We start from the raw sequence: 23,397 nt of genomic DNA, 5'->3' as shown, positions 1-23,397 counted from the left end.
TCAATACGTTCAAATGCGGCTTTGGCGCTGTGCGCTCCAGATTTCGGCGGCGTACAGCTCTTCGTCGCGCTCGAGAATGCCGCTGCGGTCGCCCCAGCGCGTTTGCTGCTGGTGGGCGCGGTGCATGCGGGTGCGCATGAAGCGCGCACGCCGAAAATCGGCGGCGCCGATGTCGGCATAACAAAAATCGGCGTAGGTCAGGTCGCTGTCGCTGAAATCACAGCGCGCCGCGCGGCTGTGCTGGAACACGCCCTGATACAGACGCGCCTGGTTGAAGTTGGCGGCGTCCAGCGTCGCTTCGCTGAAAATCGCCTGATCGAACTGCCCGCCGCTGCACTGTGCCTGAGTCAGGTTGGCCTCCAGCCACAGCGACTGCTGCGCCTGCACGCCCGTCAGGTTGGCGCGCCGCAGCGAAGCGCCCTTGAAGTTGCTTTGGCGCAGCGTCGCCTGGCTGAAGTCGACGTCGTCCAATTGGTTATCGGTAAACTGGCAGGCGATCAGGCGCTGCCCGGCGTAACTTTTGCTGCGGTGGTCGCATTCGAAAAACGTGACGCGGTCGAACGAACAGCCTTTTAAATCAGTAGTACGAAGGTCAAGACGAAAGAAGGTGACAAGTGACAACTGACTTTGAGCCAGGTTAACCTGCTGTAATGCCGTTTCGTAAAAGGTCACGCGATCCTGGATTGACGCGCCAAAATCACCGCCTTCGAGTGGGCAGCGCATAAATTGCGTTTGGTCGAGCACGGCCTGCTTGAAACTGGCATCGTTAAGCCGACATTCATTGAAAATGCTTTGCTCCAGCCGGCACTCTGTGAAGTCGGCCCCCGCCAGGGCGCACTGATTGAAGGTGGTCTGATGCAAGGTTTGCCGGGCGAAACAGCACCGATCCAGACAGCATTCACTGAAGGTGGTCTCCTGCAGATTGCATCCGCTGAAATCTATACCTTGCAGATTGACTCGTGAAAAAATTACGCCGGACAGATCCCAACCGCGCAGATCCAAATGGCTGATGTCACATTCCTGCAGAGGTTCACCGCGCTCTATTTGCTGCCGAACGCTTTCTGCTTCAAGCGTCATAATTTCTCCTGAACGGTGCGAGGCAGCGTTTTTGTTTGTCGGGTATAAGCACCATCAATTTTTGTTGAGCCGTCAATCCGCGATTGCGACAGGTCGGCGCGGAACAAATTAGCGCCGCGTAAATCGGCGCCGCTGAACAGGCTTTTTTGCATCACTGCACTGACAAAACTGGCGTTAGTCAGATCGGCGTTGCTGAAGTCGCAGCGGATGAACAAGCTGCCATTGCCGTTCGCTTTCTGCAGGTTGGCGGCAGTGAGCTGGGCCTCGGAGAAGTCGCTGTTATCAATCCGTGCAAGACGAAAACAGGCCTGATGCAGCGGTAACTGACGCAAATTGCATTGCTTGAGCGTCGCTTCGCTGAAGTTCGCTCTGGGCATCGCGCTTTGTGCGACAAAAGAGCATGTTTGCAGTCTGGCCCCCTGAAATGAGCAGCCTTCCGCACGGGTTTCGACCAACGAACAGGTATCAAGCCGAGCATGACTGAAGTCGAACCCTTCGAGTTGGCAGCGAATGAACGTCACTTTCTCCAGCTTGGCTTGATGAAATTTCAGCTGGCTCAATGTCAAAGCCATCATCGTGATGACGCAGAGCGTGGCCTGAGAAAAATCGCATTGCGTCATAAAAGTGCGGTATCCCGCCAACTGCTCCAGTCTGCTTCCCGTGAAATTGCAGTTTTTGAACAGCGTTTCCTGAATATTGGTTTCCACCAGGGTTGCATGAGAAAAGTCAGCGTTCTCACAGTGAGCCAACGCCAGGGAGGCGTGATTCAGGTTAGCCCCTTGCAGGCGGGCGCCGGTGAAGTCTGCACGCGCCAACATCGCTTGTTCAAAATTAGCATGGTCGAGACGGCAACCGCTGAAATTGGCGTTTTCCAGCAGACAACGGCTGAAGTCTGCACCGGTGAGATCCAAACCGGAAAGATCGGCGCCGGTCAGATCGATACCGCTAAAGTTTTTATCGCCGCGTTGGGTGGCCATCGCGCGGTTACGTATGATCGTCGCTAAGTCGCCACTCAGCCGCAGCGCAGGGCCTTGTGATTGTGCGGTCATCAGGTAGGCCTGATACAGCGCTTGTTCCTGTTCTTCCAGGCGGCGACGATCGGCGGGATCGCTATGTTGGTAGAGCAGATCCCGCATCTGCTGGAAATTTTCATGCCCGCTGCTTGACGGCGGCGCCTCGACGACGCTTTGAGGATCAACCCCCTGGGCCCGTAGTTCGTCATACAGAGCCTGTTGTCTTTGCTCAGCCTCCTGTTCAAGACGCTCGACATAGTCGGGCAACTCATCCAATGCGGGGCGTTCCGTCGGGGGAAGTGCTTCATCGATGTCCTGACCTTCCGAGAGTCGGCGATCGCGATAGTGTTGTTGCAGGTGTTGCTGATAACGAGTGAGGTTGCGCACCGCCGGGCTTTCTTCTGTCGCTTGCTTCGTATCCAACCAGGGGCCGATGGCCGATTCAGGCACCAGCTCTTTTTCGCGAAAGGCGAATAAACCGCCTTTCTCGGTATCGCTGCGTTGGCGCAATACCTTGCGATAATGATTGGCTGAGCGAGCGGCACCGGACAGTTCTAGCGCCGGCATAAGGTGCAGAACGTCAGCGGCGTCGTCTTCGTCAATACGTACGCTGCCGTGATAAATCAACAACATCTGTTGGCGATGCGGAAAGAACCAGACTGTCGTGTGCCGCATGGCGATTTCTTCGATCTCGGGTTCGCCGTGTCGCAGCCGGTTGATAAAGCAGCGGGCTATCCACGTTGGTAGCTGTCCTTGTTGGCAGGGGATCTGCGGATGCATGTTCCAAATACGATAGGTGGCGCCGCTCGGAAGTGCATCACGCTGCGGCCATTGCTGATCGTGATCCGCCATATTAAACAGGCGCCAATCAGTATCGCTGGCCAGCCCTGGGAACTCATTTTGCAGCCAGTTGGCGTCGTATTTTTTGCCGATGCGGCTGAAACGGCGTGGCCAATTGATGTCCAACGCGTCAAAGCTGACGGGGAGCGCAGTCTGGCGCGGCGAGCTCAGTCGATTGTGAAGCGGTTCGATATTGGGGAGGGGACAGCGAGAACCCCGCGGAAATGTTTCTGGGTTAGCGCCAAGGCCGTGCGGGTTTTCAACCCATTGCGGGCCGCCGAAAGCGCGGCTCCAATCCAGACGCATTTCATCAAAGGGGAGTGGGGATGAGGGGCGATCATTGATCCAGTGACGATCGCCGAAGACCACCAGCGTTTTCTCCAGCGTATCCAACTGGATTTTAACCGCACAAGCGGTTTTATCAGCTTGATGATGGGTATAGGCGTAGCCGGTGGCAAGAAATTCTGCACAGACTTTAGGAAAGGCGAGATCGAGCACGCCGCCGCTCAAGGTCAGCTCTTCGCTGGCGAGTTGCCATAGTTCAGGCTCGGGGCGCAGACGTGGGGACGCCCCCATGTCGGCTAACGCCAAAACGGAAACGCCCAGATAATTTTCCCCCTGCCAACGGTAGGGGCGATGAAGCGTGCTCAGACGCAAAGGTTTTACGACTTTCATTGTGTGTGCAAGGCTTCCGGTAGATACCTGCGGGCAACATGTTGCGCCGCACAAAAACAATCCCGTTTTTCGCTTTATTGGATATCAGGCAAAGTCACATCAGATGAAAATATTCACCCGCGGTTGGATTCAGGGGAAGGTAACGCTCCCCAAATAAAAACGACGAGTAAGATAAAAATGCAAGTGATTATAAATAGTTATATAGATAGCCCTTTGCGAACCAGCAGGACTGTCGCTACGGACAGCGCGGCAGCGATTGCCTTGGCTGCAAATTGCACTGCGCTCTCCAGGTGATAGGGGGCGAAGAAACCTACTGCGGCGGATGCCAACACCAGCAGCGCGGCGAGCAAAGCGAAGCATCCAAGCTCTCCCATCAGGGACAGCGCGCCGCCGGGAGTGGTGACGCCCAAGTACACCATCAGGAAACCGGGTAGGATTAGGAAACCGATCAACTCTGCAGGGTAATTCACCGCCGACATCACGTACTGGTTGTATTTAAGGAGCGCTAGCATCAGCACGACAAAGATGAGCAGACGTGCAGGGAAAGACAGAGGTTTATTTGCCGGCAAAATATTTTTGCAAATCGCGGCGATCAGCACGCCACCCACCAAAATGCCGAACAGGGTAAAGACGATTTTACCCCAGAGACTGTCCTGTGTCGCAAAGTCAATAAACGAACCCATCGTGACGCTTTCCTTATGAAATGGATGTCAGGATCGCAATCGCGAGCCTAATGGAACAATAAGTCATTTTCAGATCGTTGAAATCGGCTTCCGGACCTTTCTTATACAAGATGAACTGAGGTTCGAACTTCACTACCGCTGCGGTTTTAACATCGACGGTCAGCCCGCCGGTAATGGAGAATGCCGCGCCAGTCTTGATGCCGACATCCAACCACTTGGTCCAGGTCATGTTCTTGGGGCGGATGATAATGTGCTCGCTGTCGCTTTTTACCGTCACCTTGTTGCCGTGGATGTAAATATCCGATCCACTGGGGCCTTCGCCATCGACAGTGGCGATCTTAATCTTCGATGCTTTCTGCACGTAGTCTGTGGCGGTGGTGACGGTTAATTTATTCTGAGAGCGTGTTTCTTCGCCGCTGACGGTGGAGGTCAGGTTGCCGGTGATATCGAGGCTCTTGTTGCCGCCCGCCAATTTGGTGCTCTGGTTTCCGCTGGTAATCTCCAGCTTCTTATCGCCGGTTTCGATTTTCGTGGACTGGCCATATTGCTCGATGGTGGTGTCTTGGCCTTGCTTAATCAGTTGGGTCTGCTTGTTTTCAATCGTATGGTGGCGATTGCCCTTCAGCAGAATGGTTTGATCGCCGGTGATGTTGACGTTATCGCCGCCGTCGTGAATGGTGAATTTACGCCCGGCTTTGATCCCCACCTGTTGCCCACTGTTAAAAGTGGCGGTTTCAGGTCCTGTCACGGTGGTATTACGCATTGATCCGAAAAGGAAAGTTGCATTGCCGATAACCTGATGGTCTTGGGTCTTGCCGATGCGGGTGAAACGACTGCCGTCAATATTGACGTTCTTGTCGTTTTCCACCGTCATGTTCATGTTGCGTTCGGCGTGCATGTCGAAAGATTCGTTGCCGGGCGAGTCTTCCAGGAACAGGAAGCTGGCGTTGTCGACGCCGCCGCCTTTGCTGCGGCTCATAAAGCCCATTTTGGTGGCGTCGCCGGGCAGATCCCAAGGCGGCATGCTGTCTTCGTTGTAAACGCGGCCGGTGATGATGGGGCGATCCGGATCGCCGTTGATAAAGTCGACCACCACTTCCTCACCCACGCGCGGGATTTGGATCCCGCCGTATTTCCAGCCGGCCCAGGCGCTGGAGACGCGCACCCAGCAGGAGCTGGTTTCATTGCCGCTGCCGTGGCGATCCCAACGGAACTTGAGTTTCACCCGGCCATATTTATCGGTCCAGATGCTTTCGCCTTCCGGGCCAACCACTTCGGCGGTTTGCGGGCCATGGGTTTTCGGCCAGGGTGTGGTGCGCGCCGGGCGCCAGTTGATGTCCGCCGGCACCACCTGAAATTCGGTATGTTGCTCGCCAACGTCGTTATCGTTGCTGGCGTAGCTGTTTTCCTGCATGAAGTAACGCGCGCTGACCACCAGATAGGCGCGGTTGTCTTCCATGCGCGGCGCCTGGATCAGCTGAAAACGGTAGCCGGGCGCAATGCCCTGCGAACTGCCTTCGCCGCTCATCTGCTCATGCTGCGCTTCGAACTCCTGTTGGCGCACCTTGACGTAAAACTGGCCGTGGGCGTGATCGGTATAACGCCCGGGCCAGTCGAACACCTCGGCTTTGTCCTGTGCGAACGAGGCGGGATTCTGCCGGGCCTCCAGCAACCGTGCGCGCGGTTTACGAAAATCGTAGTCATCCAGGCTATACAGGCTGGGCGTGATGGCGTCCGAGACGCTCCAGCTGTTGATGCTGTCCTTGTTTTCCACCAGACCGCCTTCCGCCAGCTGATAGGGGATGCTGGCATAGCCGGCGAGTTCCTGATGCGCCGCCGGCGCGTCGGCCAGCACCAGCGTATGGCCGTCCTGCTGGTGCGTGAAATAGTAATAGATGCCTTCATGTTCCATCAGACGACTGATGAAATCGAAATCGCTCTCCTGGTACTGCACGCAGTACCCCCAGATGCGGTAGTCGTAACTCAGACGGTTATCGATCTTCACCTGATACTGCCCCAGCACCTGGGTCAGGATGTCGGGAACGGTCTTTTCCTGATAGATGCGAAAATCGCGGTTTTGCGTCAGGTACCACAGCGTGGGGCGCAGCACGGCGCGGTAGATATAGTAGCGGTTGCCGCCGGCTTCTCGTCCGGAGAGGGTCATACGCGTGATATTGCCGTTGAGATAACGCGGGGCCATCGGGTTGCCCCGCAGCTCCAGCGTGATTTTTTGTCCCAGCAGCGATTTCAGATCGAGGCGATTGTCAGGGCTGAGCAGCTCGACGTCGAACTCGAACAGCCCGGCCAGTCTTTCCTCACCGGAAAGGCTTCTGAACAACAGCTGATGGGCGGGCAAAGGCGTGTGCGCAATGATAAGGCGATCCATACTATATCCCCGGTTTAGGCATAGCTACCGCACGAGATTTGACGCGCGATCCCGATGGCGTATCTGTCACGAATTGAGACAGGGGCTGACGAAAGATTTAACAAAGTTTACACAAAGGCACGATTTGTGCAGTCTACAATAGAGCTCTGCATTTGCAAAATAGCCTTGTGGATCAATGCTCAATTCGTTAACTCGCTCACGATCTGGTTTTTTATTATCTAAAACATATAGATACGACCAGATCTTTTTTTATCCCAAATTATTGGGAAAATGGTAATACCAAATAATAAATCTGTAACACTTAAGTCAACGTGTTTATAAAACAACTCTTTTTTTCCGTGAAAAAAGTCACTGAGTATTTTTTATCCTTACCATTCGTTAGTTAAAGATGATCAAATATATAAATTTACCGAATGTTAATTCGGATGATTCCTATTTGGCCGGCGTGAAAAGCCCGCGGTGCGGGCCTCCGACGGTGAGTCTGAATGGTTGATAAAGCAGCAATTGATGCGGTTAGCGCGGAAGGGGATCGAGGGAAATCCGGCTTATCAGGTCACAGAGCCAGATTAAGGCCGGGTCGCGTTGCGCCTGTCGGCCGGCGATCAGCTCAATGGGGAAAGGCGCGATGGCCAACTCCTCAGGCAGCGGGAGAATGCGTACGCGTTGCGGATCGGAAAAACGCCGGGCCACGCTGGCGGCCAGGGTGGCGATCAGATCGCTGTCGGCGACCACCGCCGGCAGGGCGACAATGTGTGAAAAGGTCACGGCGACGCGCCGCTGGCCGCCGATTTCCGCCAGGCGGCGGTCGACCAAGCCTCTGGCGGAGCCGTCGTCAGCCGGCGCGTACAGCCCGTGCGGCAAGCTGAGGTAGCGGGCCAGATCCCAGCGGCCATCCGCCAATTGCGGGTGTGAACGGCTGGCGATACAGACCAGATGCTCTTCAAACAACGTGCGCACATAGTGACTTTCCGCCCCGGAAAGATGCCCTCCCAGCGCGACATCCACCTCCCCGCTATCCAACTGACGGTAAATATTGCGGCGATCCAGACGCGAAACGCGAATATCGATGCCGGGGGCCGCCTGACGCAAACGGCTGATGATGGCGGGCAGCAGCAAGATATCGGCATAGTCGCCGGCGGCCAGCGTAAAACGCCGTTGCCCGGCGGTGGCCGGATCGAAACGAGCAGGGGGCGCCAGCGCGAGATGGATTTGCTCAAGCACCCGCTGTATCTGCGGCATAAGCTGGTGGGCGCGCGGCGTGGGCGCCATGCCGCCGCCGCTGCGGACAAACAGCGGATCGTTGAGCAGAATGCGCAGTCGCGCCAATGCATTGCTGACGGAAGGTTGCGCGCGGTTAAGACGCCGGCCCGCGGCGGTGACGTTACGAGTCTGATACAGCGCTTCAAACACCACCAGTAAATTGAGATCGACGTTGGCCAAATTCATTTTATGAATACTCTATATACAGATAATCCATTTCCAGAATCTTACAGCGTTCCCTAGGCTGGTAGCACACGAATTTAGCCTTCAATCAGGGGAAATGATGAACAAAGTGTTAATCACCGGCATTGAGCCGTTCGAGGGTGACGCGGTGAACCCTTCCTGGCAGGTCGCGCAGGCATTGGCCGGAGAGCGTATCGCCGGCGCGGAGATCGCGGTGCTCGAGTTGCCGTGCGTATTGGGCGTGGCCAACCAGCAGCTGATCGCGGCGATTGAGGCATTGCAGCCGCTGGCGGTGATCTGTCTGGGGCTGGCCGGCGGCCGAGCCGAAATATCCCTGGAACGGGTAGCCATCAATTTGATCGATGCCCGCATTCCCGACAATGCCGGTAAACAGCCGATTGACGTGCCGGTGGTTGCCGGCGGGCCGGTGGGCTATTTCAGTACGCTGCCCGTCAAGGCCGCGGTGCAGCAACTGCGCCGGCAGGGGATCCCGGCGGGCGTTTCTTACACGGCGGGCACCTATAACTGCAACCATATTTTTTATGGTCTGCGTCACTATCTGGAGACGCAGCATTCGCGGGCCAGGGGCGGATTCGTGCACATTCCGTACAGCCATGAACTGGCGGCGGCGCATCCGGGCAAGCCGAGTATGGCGCTGGCGACGATGGTGGAAGCGGTGCGCACTCTCGTGCAGGTGACGCTCACGGTAGAGGAAGATGTGCAATTCGGCGACGGTGCCGTGCATTGACAAGCAGGGCGTGGCGCGCCACGCCCTGATGCGCGTTATTCGTCAGCGACGCGGATCACCAGTTTGCCGAAGTTTTTGCCCTGCAGCAGGCCGATAAAGGCCTGCGGCGCCTGCTCCAGCCCATCGACGATGTCCTCGCGGAACTTGATCTTTCCTTGCTCGACCCAGCTGCTCATCTGTTGCAGGAATTCATCAAAGCGTGAACCGTAATCGTCGAAGATGATAAAGCCCTGCATGCGGATACGTTTACGCAAGATCAGCCCTTCCAGCAGCGGTAAGCGGTCCGGCCCGGCGGGTAACCCGGTGGCATTGTAATGGGCGATGATGCCGCAGACCGGAATGCGCGCTTTGGCGTTCAACAGCGGCAACACGGCGTCGAATACGGCGCCGCCGACGTTCTCATAATAGATGTCGATGCCCTGCGGACAGGCGGCGGCCAGCTGTTCGGCAAAGTCGGGGGCGCGGTGATCGATACAGGCGTCGAAACCCAACTCTTCCACCACATAGCGGCATTTGTCCGCACCGCCGGCAACGCCGACGACGCGACAGCCTTTCAGTTTGCCGATTTGGCCGACCACTGAACCGACCGCGCCGCTGGCGGCGGCGACCACCAGCGTTTCACCCGCCTGCGGTTGGCCGATATCGAGCAACCCCATGTAAGCGGTAAAACCGGGCATGCCCAGCACGCCGAGCAGGCGGGAAGGGTGCGGCAAGTGTGGGCCGAGATTGCGCAGGCCGCTGCCGTCGGACAGCGCGTAATCCTGCCAACCGTCATAGCCCAATACCCAATCGCCGACGTTGAAATCGGGATGCTGTGAGGCCGCCACGCGAGAGACCGTTCCGCCCACCATGACCTGACCGATTTCCACCGGCGGCGCGTAGGAGGGGGCATCGCTCATGCGTCCGCGCATATAAGGATCCAACGACAGATATACGGTACGCAGCAGCAGCTGGCCGGCCTCGGGTTGTGGCACGGCGACCGTGTCGAGGCGGAAATTCGCCGCCGTCGGTTCGCCGTGCGGACGCGAGGCCAGCAGAAAGCGGCGGTTCTGTTGAGAAGGGGGCATCGAAAGCTCCTTTGTGTTGCGACAAACAAGGTTCGTTAAGCCTAGTCCAGGGGCGCCAAGGCAACGTTACCGAATGTGCTTAGCCTCAGAGCGGAACGATCAGCACGTCGATATGGCTGATGTTGATGAAGCGGGCGGCGGAACAGGAGACTTTGTTCATCATGCTGTCGCGGTGATTGCCGCAGAGCAGCAGGTCGAACGGCTGACGGCGGCTGGCGAATTCCAGGCTGTCGCCAAGCTCGCCATGCACGATAAGGGTATCGGCGATCGGGTAGCCGGCGCGTTGGCGCAGTTCCTCCATAAACAGCCGGGTTTCCTCTTCCATCAGCGTGCGCAAATCGGCCAGCATCGGCCCGGCGAAATTATTGTACATTTCCGGATTGGCGAGGGTGCTTAACAGGGTGATGTTGCCGCCGTAGGGGCGGACGATAGAGACGGCCTTTTCCACCAGACGATGGCTGTCAGGCGCGACGGCGACGGTAACCAGAACGTTTTGATACCCCATATTCCACTCCTTGTTGCATCCGTCGTGTTTCAGGCTGCCGCGTCGGGGCCTTGGATGAAATGCTGCGCTCGGATAAAGGGTAGAACCTGGCGGGGGGAATAAATGTGTTTCGCATCACGCGCGGCAATAAAAGCTGAGTTTGCTCCGGTTATATAGCAATAAAAGATAAAACCGTTGCCGCACGTAATTTCACTGAATTAAAGCACCTGCGCCCACAGCGTTTTCGGCACCTTGCCCAGATCGAACAATTTACCGGCAACCAGCTCGGCGCGACGGTGGTCGGCAGCGCGGTACATATTGCTCATTTCTGTATCGTTTTCAATGGAATAGTTCAGTTTGTCGTACACCTTCTCCAGGCTGTCCAAAGAGGAGCATTTACGGAATGTCAGCAGATATTCGAGCGTATCGGTCATGATTAAAATATAGCCTGTTAATAGTTAAAGCCGGGTGAATAACACATAGCGGCTCACGGCGACGCCGTCGAGGCAGCGATGTACGACCTGACAAAAATCATTTCAAGTGAATAAATTGCACTGGGTAATAATGTGACGCCGCCCGTGGCGGCGCTGGGATAAATCATAATATGCAAGTGCGGCATCAGCAATCTCATCCTGCTGATAAATGAAGAAATAGGGAAAGTCTCAGGGCGATGCGTCACGAACGAGGAGCTTAAGCGTCGACGTTTCCGCTGCGTGCAAGCGCGCGAAGCCGTGCTCGCTCTCCTTTGGCGGCGTTTTTTTCACCTGTCCGGAGGGCGGTCGCAGCACGAGGCGATGTATGTTGCCGCTGTCGGCATTGAAACTACGCCTGTTTGGCCTGCGCGATTATGGCAAGTAAAACAAAACTGCGTTTTATTTTATTGCAATGAAACGATGGGGCGCGGGAATTTTAATAACGTCTGGAACGGCGTGGTAATTAATGCGCCGGCAAAAAAGAAATAAAAAAACGCTAAAGCTTTAGGATGTGCTGCCGATATGTCGTTTTGGGGCAATTTAACGTTAAAAAACCATTCTTGCGCCGCGCTAATACGGAAACATATCGTTACGTCTATTGGCTTGTTCACTACGCCAGCGAATCATTGATAAGCCATAATCACCTGATGTTGAAAATTAGAACAACCCTCTGCGGAGGGTTTAAGTCAAATCCGATAGCTAATAACCTTATAGTTTACATTGGTTATTTTTCACCTCGGATATTTTTTAGCGGCTCAAATGGTTATTTATACTAAGATTGTTGCCTATATGCAGATTTTTGTTCTGTTATTTTGGTTTGGTGATGGTTTTGTTCGAATTGATCTAAAAAAGATAATTTTTTGGCTGATAAACATTGTTTTTAAGACGTTTTTTTACCTAAGGCGATTTTGTGAGCAAAATGCGGGTCATAAAATGTGCGAATTTAGGGGTATTTGGCTTAATTATTTTTTATTTTTGTGATCTATGTCACATTGTATTTAAAATTGCCTCTCACTTACATTGTGTGTGCTAATGGTTCGGGGGTAGAGTTGCGCTGCTTTAGGAATAATCTTATTAAATTTGTAAAAATAGTTTCATGGTGACTAAACACTATCGAAGCAGAATGCTGTACATCCATACACGTTGGTTTACGCTCGTAGCAAATACTGAACAGTGGTCGAATTTAGCGATTGGCGAAAATTATAGCAGTCGTTTTTGAGAGATTAATTTGCCAACTTTGGGAAACAACCCAGGTCACGGGCGATAAAATTTATCACCCAGCGTATGTTTTTAAACATAGTCTGTCGGGATGGGGAATATGGGTACGTCTGAATTACTTAAGCATATTTATGACATCAATTTGTCATATTTACTTTTAGCACAGCGTTTGATCAACGATGAAAAAGCGTCCGCGATGTTCCGCCTTGGTATTGATGAGACCATGGCCGATGCGTTGGCGCAGCTGACTTTGCCGCAAATGGTCAAACTGGCCGAGACCAACCAGCTGGTTTGCCACTTCCGCTTTAACGATCACCAGACCATCGAACGCCTGACTAAAGAGTCGCGCGTCGACGATCTGCAACAAATCCATACCGGCATTTTGCTATCAAGCCATTTACTGCAAGAGCTATCGAGTAAAGACGCTAGCCCGACGAAGAAAAGAGCCTGATGATGGTTGAGAAAAGCATTGTTCAAGAAGCCAAGGACATTCAGCTCGCCATGGAGCTGATTTCGCTGGGGGCCCGTTTGCAGATGCTGGAGAGTGAAACCCAGCTCAGCCGCGGGCGCTTGATTAAACTTTACAAGGAGTTGCGCGGCAGCCCGCCGCCAAAAGGAATGTTGCCGTTCTCAACCGACTGGTTTATGACCTGGGAACAGAATATTCATTCCTCGATGTTTTATAACGCCTACCTGTTTCTGATGAAAAGCGGACAGTGCAGCGGGGTGGAAGCGGTGATCAAAGCCTATCGCCTCTACCTGGAGCAGTGCCCACAGCAGGCCGGTGAGGCGCCGTTGCTGGCGTTGACCCGCGCCTGGACGCTGGTGCGCTTTGTCGACAGCGGCATGTTGCAGCTCTCCGCCTGCAGCTGCTGCGGCGGCGCATTTATCACCCACGCGCACCAGCCGCTGAACGGTTTCATCTGCAGTTTATGCCAACCCCCATCCCGCGCCGTAAAAAGACGTAAACTTTCGCCGCAACTGGCCGATATTATTCCTCAACTGCTGGACGAGCAGGTCAAACGCGCCATTTGAGCCGCCACGTTGCCGGCTCTCGGCAATGAATACCGACGTGTGATACGCAGGGGCGGCATGCCGCCCCCAGACATGCAGCCTGGTCTGTCGCGCCAGGGCGCGTTTGCCCCACCTTCCATCCACATTGTTAATTTAAGGAATGCGTGTGCTAGTTATTTTGGGTTATCTCGTGGTATTGGGTGCGGTGTTTGGCGGCTACCTGATCGTGGGCGGTCATCTCGGTGCGCTCTATCAGCCGGCGGAGTTTCTGATTATCGGCGGGGCGGGGGTCGGCGCTTTCATCGTCGGCAACAACGGCAAGGCGATCAAAGCGACGCTGCGCGCCCTGCCGCGCCTGATGCGCCGTTCCAAATACAACAAAGATCTGTATATGGATCTGATGGCGTTGCTGTTCCGTCTGCTGGCCAAATCGCGTCAGCAGGGCATGCTGTCGCTCGAGTTCGATATCGATAATCCGCAAGAAAGTGAAATTTTCTCTAATTATCCGCGCATCCTTGCCGATAACACCCTGGTGGAGTTCATTACCGACTATTTACGGCTGATGGTGAGCGGCAATATGAATGCGTTCGAGATCGAAGCGCTGATGGACGAAGAGATCGAAACCTACGAGCAGGAAAGCGAAGTGCCCGCCGGCAGTCTGGCGATGGTGGGCGACTCCTTGCCGGCGTTCGGCATCGTCGCGGCGGTGATGGGGGTGGTGCACGCCCTGGCTTCGGCTGACCGTCCGGCCGCTGAACTGGGCGCGCTGATCGCTAACGCCATGGTCGGTACTTTCCTCGGCATTTTGCTGGCCTACGGCTTCATCTCGCCGCTGGCGACGTTGCTGCGTCAGAAGAGCGCCGAAAACGTCAAGATGATGCAGTGCATCAAAGTCACGCTGTTGTCGAGCCTGAACGGTTACGCGCCGCAGATCGCGGTCGAGTTCGGCCGTAAAACGCTGTATACCACCGAACGTCCTTCTTTCGTTGAGCTGGAAGAACACGTGCGCCGCGTGAAAGCGCCGGCGCAGCAGGCGACGGAAGAAGAAGAAGCATGAAACAGAATCATCCGGTCGTTTTGGTCAGAAAGCGCAAGTCGCATCATGCCGCCCATCACGGCGGCTCCTGGAAGATCGCTTATGCCGACTTTATGACGGCGATGATGGCGTTCTTCCTGGTGATGTGGCTGCTGGCGATCGCCAGCCCGCAGGAGCTGACGCAAATCGCCGAATACTTCCGCACGCCGCTCAAGGTTGCCCTGACCAGCGGCGACAAGAGCAGTTCCGAAAGCAGCCCCATTCCAGGCGGCGGCGACGATCCAACGCAACAGCATGGCCTGGTGAAAAAACAGGTCGATTCGCCGGACTCGCGCGCCGAAGAGCTGCGCCTGAACAAGCTGCGCGAAAAGCTGGATGAGTTGATTGAGTCCGATCCGCGCCTGAAGGCGCTGCGTCCACATCTGTTGATCAACATGATGGACGAAGGGCTGCGCATCCAGATTATCGATAGCCAGAACCGGCCGATGTTCAAAACCGGCAGCGCGCAGGTCGAGAGCTACATGCGCGATATTCTGCGCGCGATAGCGCCGATCCTTAACGACTTGCCGAACAAAATCAGCCTGTCCGGCCACACCGATGACATCCCTTACGCCACCGGCGAACGCGGCTACAGCAACTGGGAACTGTCGGCCGATCGCGCCAACGCGTCGCGTCGCGAGCTGATCGCCGGCGGCCTGGCGGAAGGCAAAGTGCTGCGGGTGGTAGGCATGGCGGCCACCATGAGCCTGAAACAGCATGGCGCCGATGATGCGATTAACCGCCGCATCACCGTGCTGGTGTTGAACAAGCAAACGCAAGAGGGCATCGAGCACGAAAATGCCGAAAGCAACGCGCTGGATATTGCCCAGCCGGACAGCCTGAAGCAGCTGGCGCCGTCGGCGACCGCGCCGGCCAGCCAAACGCCGGAATCCTCGACGACAGCCCCGGAACCCGCGGCGCCAACGCCGAACGCTCCACCGCAGGCGTCCCCGGCGATAGCCCCGGCCGACCAGGCGCCGGAACCACCGGCGGCCGCACCCGCACCGACTAACCGCGACTCACAGCCAGAGGTGACCCCGTGAGCATGGACATTAGCGATTTTTATCAGACCTTCTTTGATGAGGCGGACGAGTTGCTGGCCGACATGGAGCAACACCTGCTGGAGCTGGATCCGCTGGCCCCCGATATCGAGCCGTTGAACGCCATCTTCCGCGCGGCGCATTCGATCAAGGGCGGCGCGGCGACCTTTGGTTTTTCGGTGCTGCAGGAAACCACCCACCTGCTGGAGAACCTGCTGGACGGTGCTAGACGCCAGGAAATGAGCCTGAGCACCGAGATTATCAACCTGTTTCTGGAAACCAAAGACATTATGCAGGAGCAACTGGACGCCTATAAAACCTCGCAACAGCCTGACGCTGAAAGCTTTGAATACATTTGCCAGGCGCTGCGTCAGCTGGCGTTGGAAGCGCAACAGCAGCAGGAGGCGCCTGCGGCTCAACCCGCCGTTCAGCAGCCGGTCGCTCAGCCATCGGCCGCGCCGGCGGCGATTGAAGGCGGCATGCGCATCAGCCTGAACGGGCTGAAAGCCAGTGAAATCCCCTTGATGTTGGAAGAGCTGGGCAACCTCGGCGAAGTTAAAGACCCGCATCAGACGGAACACAGCCTCGACGTGACGTTGCTCACCTCCGCCAGCGAAGACGACATCAGCGCCGTGCTGTGCTTCGTGCTGGAACCGGAACAAATCAGCTTCTCGACGCCGACGCAAAGCGCGCCGGCCGTCGCGGAGGCGAACTTGCCGGAGACGGTCGCTGCGCCGGAACCGGAACCGGAACCGGCGCCGGCGCCGATCGCCAGCGCTGCGGCGCCTGCCGCCAAACCGGCGGCCGCAGCGGCGGAAGCGCCGAAAGCGCGCGCCAAGGCGAGCGAATCCACCAGCATTCGCGTAGCGGTGGAAAAGGTGGATCAGCTGATCAACCTGGTGGGCGAGCTGGTGATCACCCAGTCGATGCTGGCGCAACGTTCCGGCACGCTGGATCCGGTGAACCACGGCGATCTGCTGAACAGCATGAGCCAGCTGGAACGTAACGCACGCGATCTGCAGGAATCGGTGATGTCGATCCGCATGATGCCGATGGAATACGTCTTCAGCCGCTACCCGCGTCTGGTGCGCGATCTGGCCGGCAAGCTGAACAAACAGGTGGAGCTGACGCTGCAGGGCAGCTCGACCGAACTGGATAAGAGCCTGATCGAACGGATTATCGACCCGTTGACGCACCTGGTGCGCAACAGCCTCGATCACGGTATCGAAGAGCCGGCTACCCGCATCGCCGCCGGTAAATCGGCGGTGGGCAATCTGGTGCTGTCGGCCGAACACCAGGGTGGCAACATCTGTATTGAGGTCATCGACGACGGCGCCGGTCTGAACCGCGAAAAAATTCTCGCCAAGGCCGCTTCGCAAGGGCTGGCGGTGAGCGACAGCATGAGCGACGAAGAGGTCGGCATGCTGATCTTCGCGCCGGGCTTCTCCACCGCCGAGCAGGTGACCGACGTTTCCGGCCGCGGCGTCGGCATGGACGTGGTGAAAAGAAATATTCAGGAGATGGGCGGCCACGTCGAGATCCGTTCGCAGGCCGGTAAAGGCACCACCATCCGCATTCTGCTGCCGTTGACGCTGGCGATCCTCGACGGCATGTCGGTCAAAGTGAACGACGAAGTCTTTATTCTGCCGCTGAACGCGGTGATGGAGTCGCTGCAGCCGCAGGCGGAGGATTTGCATCCGTTGGCCGGCGGCGAACGCGTGCTGCAGGTGCGCGGCGAATACCTGCCGCTGGTGGAACTGTATCGGGTATTCGAAGTGGAAGGCGCCAAAACCGACGCCACCCAGGGCATTGTGGTGATCCTGCAAAGCGCCGGCCGCCGCTATGCGTTGCTGGTGGATCAGCTGATTGGCCAGCATCAGGTGGTGGTGAAGAATCTGGAAAGCAACTACCGCAAAGTGCCGGGCATTTCCGCCGCGACCATTTTGGGCGACGGCAGCGTGGCCTTGATCGTCGATGTCTCGGCGTTGCAAACCTTGAACCGTGAAAAGCGTCTGACGGACGCCGCCGCATAATAATGAGTTTATTGATTTAAAAGGTGAATGATATGGCAGGATTGGCAGCCGTCAGCAAATTGGCTGGCGAAACGGTAGGGCAAGAGTTTCTGATTTTTACCCTGGGCAACGAGGAGTACGGCATCGACATCCTCAAGGTGCAGGAAATTCGCGGCTACGATCAGGTGACCCGCATCGCCAACACCCCGGCGTTCATCAAGGGCGTCACCAACCTGCGCGGCGTGATTGTTCCCATCATCGATCTGCGGGTGAAATTCTCCCAGCAGAGCGTTTCCTACGATGAGAACACCGTGGTGATCGTGTTGAACTTTGGCCAGCGCGTGGTGGGCATCGTGGTTGACGGCGTCTCCGACGTGCTGTCATTGACCGCCGAGCAGATCCGTCCGGCGCCGGAGTTCGCGGTGACCCTGGCGACCGAATACCTCACCGGCCTCGGTTCGCTGGGCGAGCGCATGTTGATCCTGGTGGATATTGAAAAGCTGCTGAGCAGCGAAGAGATGTCGCTGGTCGACAGCGTGGCGAAAAGCGTCTGATCCAAGACTCAAGGGGGCAGGGCGCTGCCCCCTTCAACCTTCACGTTCCCTGACCTGTCGCGATGCCGCCCGCCGCGCCCGGAACCCCCACTAAAAATAGTTACTTTCCCGCATAAAGTTTTGCCGCGCTGCGCCGATAACTCTCACATTCAACGTCATCAGAGCCTGTCTGCGCGGGCTTCAACAAGGGAAATCATGTTAAATCGTATGAAGGTGGTCACCAGCCTGTTGCTGGTGTTGGTGCTGTTTGGCGCCTTGCAGTTGATTTCGGGCGGACTCTTTTTCTCCTCGCTGAAAAGCGATAAGGAAAACTTTACCGTCCTGCAAACTATTCGTCAGCAGCAGCTGCAGCTGAGCGAAAGCCGCGTTGACCTGCTGCAGGCGCGCAACTCCCTGAACCGTGCCGGTATTCGCTACATGATGGATACCAACAAGATCGGCAGCGGCGCCACCATTGATGAACTGCTGGCCAAGGCGAAGGAAGAGCTGGGCGAAGCGGAAAGACACTACGCCGCGTACGAGAAAATCCCTCAGGACCCGCGTCAGGATCCTCAGGCGGCGGAACGCCTCAAGCATCAGTACGATGTGCTGTACGGCGCGCTCTCCGAACTGATCCAACTGCTGGGCGAAGGCAAAATCAACGCGTTCTTCGATCAACCTACGCAGAGTTACCAGGACAACTTTGAGCAGAGCTACAACGTTTACCTGGAGCAAAACGGCAAGCTGTACCAAATCGCGGTCGACGGCAGCAACAGCTCCTACAACTCGGCCATCTGGACGCTGATCGTGATCCTGGTGGTGGTGCTGGCGGTGATCGTACTGGTCTGGACCGGTATCCATCACATCCTGGTGCGTCCGCTGAACCGCATGATCGAGCACATCAAACAGATCGCCGCCGGCGACCTGACTCAGCAGATCGTCGTCAACAGCCGCAACGAAATGGGCGTGCTGGCGGCCAGCCTGAAACACATGCAAGGCGAACTGATTGAAACCGTCAGCGGCGTGCGCCAGGGCGCAGACGCCATCTACAGCGGCGCGTCCGAAATCGCCGCGGGCAACAACGATCTCTCTTCCCGCACCGAGCAGCAGGCCGCATCGCTGGAAGAGACCGCCGCCAGCATGGAACAGCTGACCGCGACGGTGAAACAGAACGCCGAAAACGCGCGTCAGGCTTCACAGCTGGCGCTGAGCGCCTCTGAAACCGCGCAGAAAGGCGGCAAGGTCGTGGCTAACGTGGTGCAGACCATGCATGACATCGCCGGCAGCTCGCAGAAGATCGCCGATATCACCGGCGTGATCGACGGCATTGCCTTCCAGACCAACATCCTGGCGCTGAACGCCGCGGTGGAAGCGGCGCGCGCCGGCGAACAGGGCCGTGGCTTCGCGGTGGTGGCCGGTGAAGTGCGTAACCTGGCGCAGCGCAGCGCACAGGCGGCGAAAGAGATCAAAGGCCTGATCGAAGATTCGGTCAGCCGCGTCGATATGGGTTCCGTGCTGGTCGAGAGCGCCGGGGAAACCATGGGCGACATCGTCAACGCCGTCACCCGCGTGACCGACATCATGGGCGAAATCGCCTCGGCGTCGGACGAGCAGAGCCGCGGCATCGATCAGGTTGGCCAGGCGGTGGCGGAAATGGACCGCGTCACCCAGCAGAACGCCTCGTTGGTGGAAGAATCCGCCTCGGCGGCGGCGGCGCTGGAAGAACAGGCCAGCATGCTGACCCAGTCGGTAGCGGTATTCCGTCTGAGGCAGGAAGGCCAGGAAGAATTTAAAGCGCCTGTCACCAGCAAGGCGACGGTAACACCGGTAATCAATCATAAGAAAATGAACGCCAGCGATCTGCAGGATAACTGGGAAACGTTCTGACCGGTATCGGGCCTCTCTCGCAGAGGCCCTTTTCCCTACGTAGGCCGGTCGCCGGCCGGCTGCAAGGAGGTTCAAGTGTTTAACCGAATCCGTATCTCTACCAGCTTATTCCTGTTGTTGATGACCTTCTGCGTTCTGCAGTTGGCCAGCAGCGGCCTGTCGTATTCCGCGTTTCGCTCCGATAACCACAACCTCGACATCATCACCCTCGGCAGCCAGCAGCGCGATTCGCTTAGCCTGAGCTGGGTGTCGCTGTTGCAGGCGCGCAATACGCTGAACCGCGCCGGCACCCGCGCGGCGCTGAAACTGCCGCAGGAGCAGGTGAACGAGCTGATGAGCAACGCCCGCAGTTCGCTGCAGAAGGCCGATCTCTATTTCAATCAGTTTATGGCGGTTGAACGCAGCAGTGAACAGCAGAACCAGCAGACGGCCACCACCAAGGCCAGCTACGAGCGGCTGCGCGGCGCGCTGCGCGACTGATCGGTTTCCTGGAAAAGGGCGAGCTGCAGGCGTTTATGGATCAGCCGACGCAGAAAACCCAGGACCTGTTCGAGGCCGACTTCGTGCAGTACCTGCAGTTGGTGAACGGTGACATCAGCGAGGCCAGAGACGCTAATCAGTTCTCCTTCACGCTGGCGGGCCTGATGCTGGCGGGGGCGGTATTGATGCTGATCGTGGTGACCGGCAGCGCCATGTGGTGGTTGCGCACCATGCTGATACAGCCGCTGAACCAAATCCGCAGCCACTTTGAACGCATCGCCGCCGGCGATCTGGCGACGCCGATTCAGGTGTACGGCCGCAATGAAATCAGCATGCTGTTCGCCAGCCTGCAACGCACGCAGCAGTCGCTGATCGGCACCGTCGGCGCGGTGCGCGACGGGACGGAGTCGATTCTGATCGGCCTACAGGAGATCGCCGAAGGCAACAACGATCTCTCTTCCCGCACCGAGCAGCAGGCCGCGTCGCTGGAAGAAACCGCCGCCAGCATGGAACAGCTGACCGCGACGGTGAAACAGAACGCCGACAATGCGCGGCAGGCATCTCAGCTGGCGCGTGACGCCTCGGCCACCGCGGCCAAGGGCGGCGAACTGGCCGGTGACGTGGTCACCACCATGCACGATATTGCCAACAGTTCGCAGAAAATCGGCGCCATCACCAGCGTGATCGACGGCATCGCCTTCCAGACCAACATTCTGGCGCTCAATGCGGCGGTGGAAGCGGCGCGCGCCGGCGAACAGGGGCGGGGGTTCGCGGTGGTCGCCGGTGAAGTGCGCAACCTGGCGAGCCGCAGCGCGCAGGCGGCGAAAGAGATCAAGGTGCTGATCGACGAATCGGTCAGCCGCGTCAAACACGGCTCGGTGCTGGTGGAAAACTCCGGTGCCACCATGCAGGACATTGTGCGTTCGGTGACTCGCGTGACCGACATCATGGGCGAGATCGCGTCGGCTTCGGATGAACAAAGCCGCGGCATCGAACAGGTGACGCAGGCGGTGACCCAGATGGACCAGGTTACCCAGCAGAACGCCGCGCTGGTGGAAGAGTCCGCTTCTGCCGCCACCGCGCTGGAAGAGCAGGCCATTACCCTGGCCGACGCGGTCGCGGTATTCCGTCTGGCGGACGATAACGTCGTCGCGCCAGGTAACAGCAACAACGCAGTTTCACCCGTGGTAAAGGAAGCCCAAGATTGTTAAACCGCATAAACAGCACGTTTTTCTCCGGTGAGGCGGCATGAAACAGGCGCCGTCTACTTCTAACCGGGATACTGCGTCGATGTTGACGCAAATGGTGCAGCGCCTGCCGCTGTCGGACGTGCATTTTCGCCGTATCAGCCAGTTGATTTATCAACGCGCCGGCATCGTGCTGGCGGAGCATAAGCGCGAGATGGTTTACAACCGCCTGGTGCGCCGGTTGCGGCTGCTGGGATTGCACGATTTCGGCGACTATCTGGCGCTGCTGGAAAGCGATCCGAACAGCGCGGAGTGGCAGGCGTTCATTAACGCATTGACCACCAACCTGACGGCATTTTTCCGCGAGGCGCATCACTTCCCGATCCTGGCGGAGCATGCGCGCTCGCGGCCGAACGGCTACAGCGTCTGGAGCACTGCGGCCTCGACCGGCGAAGAGCCGTATTCGATCGCCATCACGCTGAGCGATGCCCTGGGGCAGCGGGCCGGCAGTTGCCAGGTCTGGGCCAGCGACATCGACACGCAGGTGTTGGAAAAAGCGGAAGCGGGCGTTTACCGCCAGGAAGATCTGCGCACCCTGACGCCGACCCAAATGCAGCGCTATTTTCTGCGCGGCACCGGGCCGCATCAGGGGCTGGTGCGCGTGCGGCCGGAACTGGCGGCGCGGGTGAACTTCCAGCCGTTGAACCTGCTGGCGCCGGAATGGGCGCTACCGGGGCAATTTGACGCCATTTTTTGCCGCAACGTCATGATCTATTTCGATAAGGCGACGCAGGAGCGCATCCTGCGCCGCTTCGTTCCCTTGCTTAAGCCGGGGGGGCTGATGTTCGCCGGCCACTCCGAGAATTTCAGCCAGATCAGCCGGGATTTCTACTTGCGTGGGCAGACCGTGTATGGGCTGACCAAGGAGAGGTAATGAGTAAAATCAGAGTGTTATGCGTAGACGATTCGGCACTGATGCGCCAGCTGATGACGGAAATCGTGAACGGCCATCCCGATATGGAAATGGTGGCGACCGCGCCGGATCCGCTGGTGGCGCGCGATCTGATCAAAAAATTTAATCCTCAGGTGCTGACGCTGGACGTCGAGATGCCGCGCATGGACGGGCTGGATTTCCTCGAGAAGCTGATGCGCCTGCGGCCGATGCCGGTAGTGATGGTCTCTTCGCTGACCGGTAAAGGCTCGGAGATCACGCTGCGTGCGCTGGAGCTGGGCGCGGTGGATTTCGTCACCAAACCGCAGCTCGGCATTCGCGAGGGCATGTTGGCCTACAGCGAACTGATTGCCGAGAAGATCCGCACCGCCGCCAGAGCGCGCCTGCCGCAGCGATCCAGCAGCCCTGCGCCGGCGATCCTCAGCCATGCGCCGCTGTTGAGCAGTGAAAAACTGATCGCCATCGGCGCTTCCACCGGCGGCACCGAAGCGATCCGCCAGGTGTTGCAGCCGCTGCCGGCTACCAGTCCGGCGCTGCTGATCACCCAGCACATGCCGCCGGGGTTCACCCGTTCGTTCGCCGAACGGCTGAACAAGCTGTGCCAGATCACGGTGAAAGAAGCGGAGGACGGCGAGCGCGTACTGCCGGGCCACGCTTACATCGCCCCGGGGGATCGCCACCTGGAGCTGGCGCGCAGCGGCGCCAACTATCAGGTGAAGCTGCATGACGGCCCGGCGGTCAACCGCCATCGTCCGTCGGTCGACGTGCTGTTCCGCTCGGTAGCGCAATATGCCGGCCGCAATGCGGTGGGGGTGATCCTCACCGGCATGGGGAACGACGGGGCGGCGGGGATGCTGGAGATGCACCGCGCCGGGGCCTATACCCTGGCGCAGAACGAGGCGAGCTGTGTGGTGTTCGGCATGCCGCGCGAGGCGATCGCCGGCGGCGGCGTCAGCGAAGTGGTCGAGTTGGACAGGATGAGCCAGCGCATGCTGGCGCAGATTTCCGGCGGCCAGGCATTGCGCATTTGATTTCAGTCCGCAGGGTTTGCCCGGCGGCGATATGACCTACGGTCGCCGCGCGGCGGCCTGCGGTTTTGCATCATTAAAC

General features: G+C 57.7%; 18 protein-coding genes and 1 pseudogene. 11 read left to right on the top strand and 8 right to left on the bottom strand.

Translation table 11 applies throughout. From position 1 onward, the window contains the following. Positions 1 to 9 precede the first annotated feature (9 nt). The 5 genes from ITX55_RS16735 to ITX55_RS16715 all read right to left on the bottom strand — a co-directional run bounded on the left by ITX55_RS16735 (position 10) and on the right by ITX55_RS16715 (position 8,120). Positions 10 to 1,077, bottom strand: a complete 1,068-nt coding sequence (locus tag ITX55_RS16735) for a pentapeptide repeat-containing protein (RefSeq protein WP_164106745.1) — start codon at positions 1,075 to 1,077, stop codon at positions 10 to 12. Then, a complete protein-coding gene (locus tag ITX55_RS16730; protein ID WP_164106747.1) occupies positions 1,074 to 3,605 on the bottom strand; it encodes a DUF2169 domain-containing protein in 2,532 nt (843 codons plus the stop codon). Before ITX55_RS16730 ends, ITX55_RS16735 begins: the two co-directional genes overlap by 4 nt. 197 nt (positions 3,606 to 3,802) lie before the next feature. Continuing rightward, positions 3,803 to 4,288, bottom strand: coding sequence for a hypothetical protein (locus ITX55_RS16725; protein ID WP_033650855.1), 486 nt, complete (start codon positions 4,286 to 4,288; stop codon positions 3,803 to 3,805). 13 nt (positions 4,289 to 4,301) lie between these two features. After that, on the bottom strand, positions 4,302 to 6,674 hold the full coding sequence (locus ITX55_RS16720; protein WP_223524880.1) for a type VI secretion system Vgr family protein: 2,373 nt from the start codon (positions 6,672 to 6,674) through the stop codon (positions 4,302 to 4,304). Between the two features lie 513 nt (positions 6,675 to 7,187). Beyond that, positions 7,188 to 8,120 carry a LysR family transcriptional regulator gene (locus ITX55_RS16715; RefSeq protein WP_129992908.1) on the bottom strand — a complete coding sequence of 311 codons (933 nt, stop codon included), beginning with the start codon at positions 8,118 to 8,120 and terminating at the stop codon, positions 7,188 to 7,190. A gap of 97 nt (positions 8,121 to 8,217) precedes the next feature. Between ITX55_RS16715 and pcp the strand changes: the two genes are divergently transcribed. Then, positions 8,218 to 8,865 (top strand): pyroglutamyl-peptidase I, encoded by a 648-nt coding sequence (gene pcp / locus ITX55_RS16710; protein ID WP_072627447.1) that lies wholly within the window; start codon positions 8,218 to 8,220, stop codon positions 8,863 to 8,865. Between the two features lie 35 nt (positions 8,866 to 8,900). Here pcp and ITX55_RS16705 read toward each other — a convergent pair whose 3' ends face one another. The 3 genes from ITX55_RS16705 to ydgT form a co-directional block, all read right to left on the bottom strand. Then, complete coding sequence (locus ITX55_RS16705) at positions 8,901 to 9,932, bottom strand: NADP-dependent oxidoreductase (protein ID WP_123061776.1); 1,032 nt, start codon at positions 9,930 to 9,932, stop codon at positions 8,901 to 8,903. A gap of 85 nt (positions 9,933 to 10,017) precedes the next feature. After that, positions 10,018 to 10,437 (bottom strand): universal stress protein UspC, encoded by a 420-nt coding sequence (gene uspC / locus ITX55_RS16700; protein ID WP_033650858.1) that lies wholly within the window; start codon positions 10,435 to 10,437, stop codon positions 10,018 to 10,020. Positions 10,438 to 10,634: 197 nt separating this feature from the next. Next, positions 10,635 to 10,850, bottom strand: coding sequence for a transcription modulator YdgT (gene ydgT / locus ITX55_RS16695; protein ID WP_004934895.1), 216 nt, complete (start codon positions 10,848 to 10,850; stop codon positions 10,635 to 10,637). 1,357 nt (positions 10,851 to 12,207) lie between these two features. Between ydgT and flhD the strand changes: the two genes are divergently transcribed. From flhD to ITX55_RS16645, 10 genes and pseudogenes are all read left to right on the top strand, one after another. Continuing rightward, positions 12,208 to 12,558, top strand: a complete 351-nt coding sequence (gene flhD, locus ITX55_RS16690; protein ID WP_033643537.1) for a flagellar transcriptional regulator FlhD — start codon at positions 12,208 to 12,210, stop codon at positions 12,556 to 12,558. Beyond that, positions 12,558 to 13,142 carry a flagellar transcriptional regulator FlhC gene (flhC, locus tag ITX55_RS16685; protein ID WP_016927281.1) on the top strand — a complete coding sequence of 195 codons (585 nt, stop codon included), beginning with the start codon at positions 12,558 to 12,560 and terminating at the stop codon, positions 13,140 to 13,142. Before flhD ends, flhC begins: the two co-directional genes overlap by 1 nt. Before the next feature lie 145 nt (positions 13,143 to 13,287). Further along, positions 13,288 to 14,178: a flagellar motor stator protein MotA gene (gene motA, locus ITX55_RS16680; protein WP_015378266.1), complete on the top strand. Its 891-nt coding sequence runs from the start codon at positions 13,288 to 13,290 to the stop codon at positions 14,176 to 14,178. Continuing rightward, a complete protein-coding gene (gene motB / locus ITX55_RS16675; RefSeq protein WP_033643536.1) occupies positions 14,175 to 15,239 on the top strand; it encodes a flagellar motor protein MotB in 1,065 nt (354 codons plus the stop codon). The genes motA and motB overlap by 4 nt, the downstream gene beginning before the upstream one ends. Beyond that, positions 15,236 to 17,269 (top strand): chemotaxis protein CheA, encoded by a 2,034-nt coding sequence (gene cheA, locus ITX55_RS16670; protein WP_108680985.1) that lies wholly within the window; start codon positions 15,236 to 15,238, stop codon positions 17,267 to 17,269. Before motB ends, cheA begins: the two co-directional genes overlap by 4 nt. 32 nt (positions 17,270 to 17,301) lie before the next feature. After that, on the top strand, positions 17,302 to 17,802 hold the full coding sequence (gene cheW / locus ITX55_RS16665; RefSeq protein WP_025303271.1) for a chemotaxis protein CheW: 501 nt from the start codon (positions 17,302 to 17,304) through the stop codon (positions 17,800 to 17,802). 195 nt (positions 17,803 to 17,997) lie between these two features. After that, entirely contained in the window at positions 17,998 to 19,668 is a 1,671-nt protein-coding gene (tsr, locus tag ITX55_RS16660; RefSeq protein ID WP_033643534.1) for a methyl-accepting chemotaxis protein, read from the top strand. A 75-nt stretch (positions 19,669 to 19,743) separates the two neighbouring features. Next, positions 19,744 to 21,359: pseudogene (locus ITX55_RS16655) on the top strand (methyl-accepting chemotaxis protein). Between the two features lie 37 nt (positions 21,360 to 21,396). After that, a complete protein-coding gene (gene cheR / locus ITX55_RS16650; RefSeq protein ID WP_025159837.1) occupies positions 21,397 to 22,269 on the top strand; it encodes a protein-glutamate O-methyltransferase CheR in 873 nt (290 codons plus the stop codon). After that, complete coding sequence (locus ITX55_RS16645) at positions 22,269 to 23,318, top strand: chemotaxis response regulator protein-glutamate methylesterase (protein ID WP_033643532.1); 1,050 nt, start codon at positions 22,269 to 22,271, stop codon at positions 23,316 to 23,318. The genes cheR and ITX55_RS16645 overlap by 1 nt, the downstream gene beginning before the upstream one ends. Positions 23,319 to 23,397 lie beyond the last annotated feature (79 nt).

Origin of the sequence: Serratia sp. EWG9, assembly GCF_019913725.1 — a bacterium.
Taxonomy (GTDB): Bacteria; Pseudomonadota; Gammaproteobacteria; order Enterobacterales; family Enterobacteriaceae; genus Serratia; species Serratia ureilytica.
The sequence above is the reverse complement of the archived record's forward strand: the minus strand, read 5'-3'. Positions and strand labels throughout refer to the sequence as shown.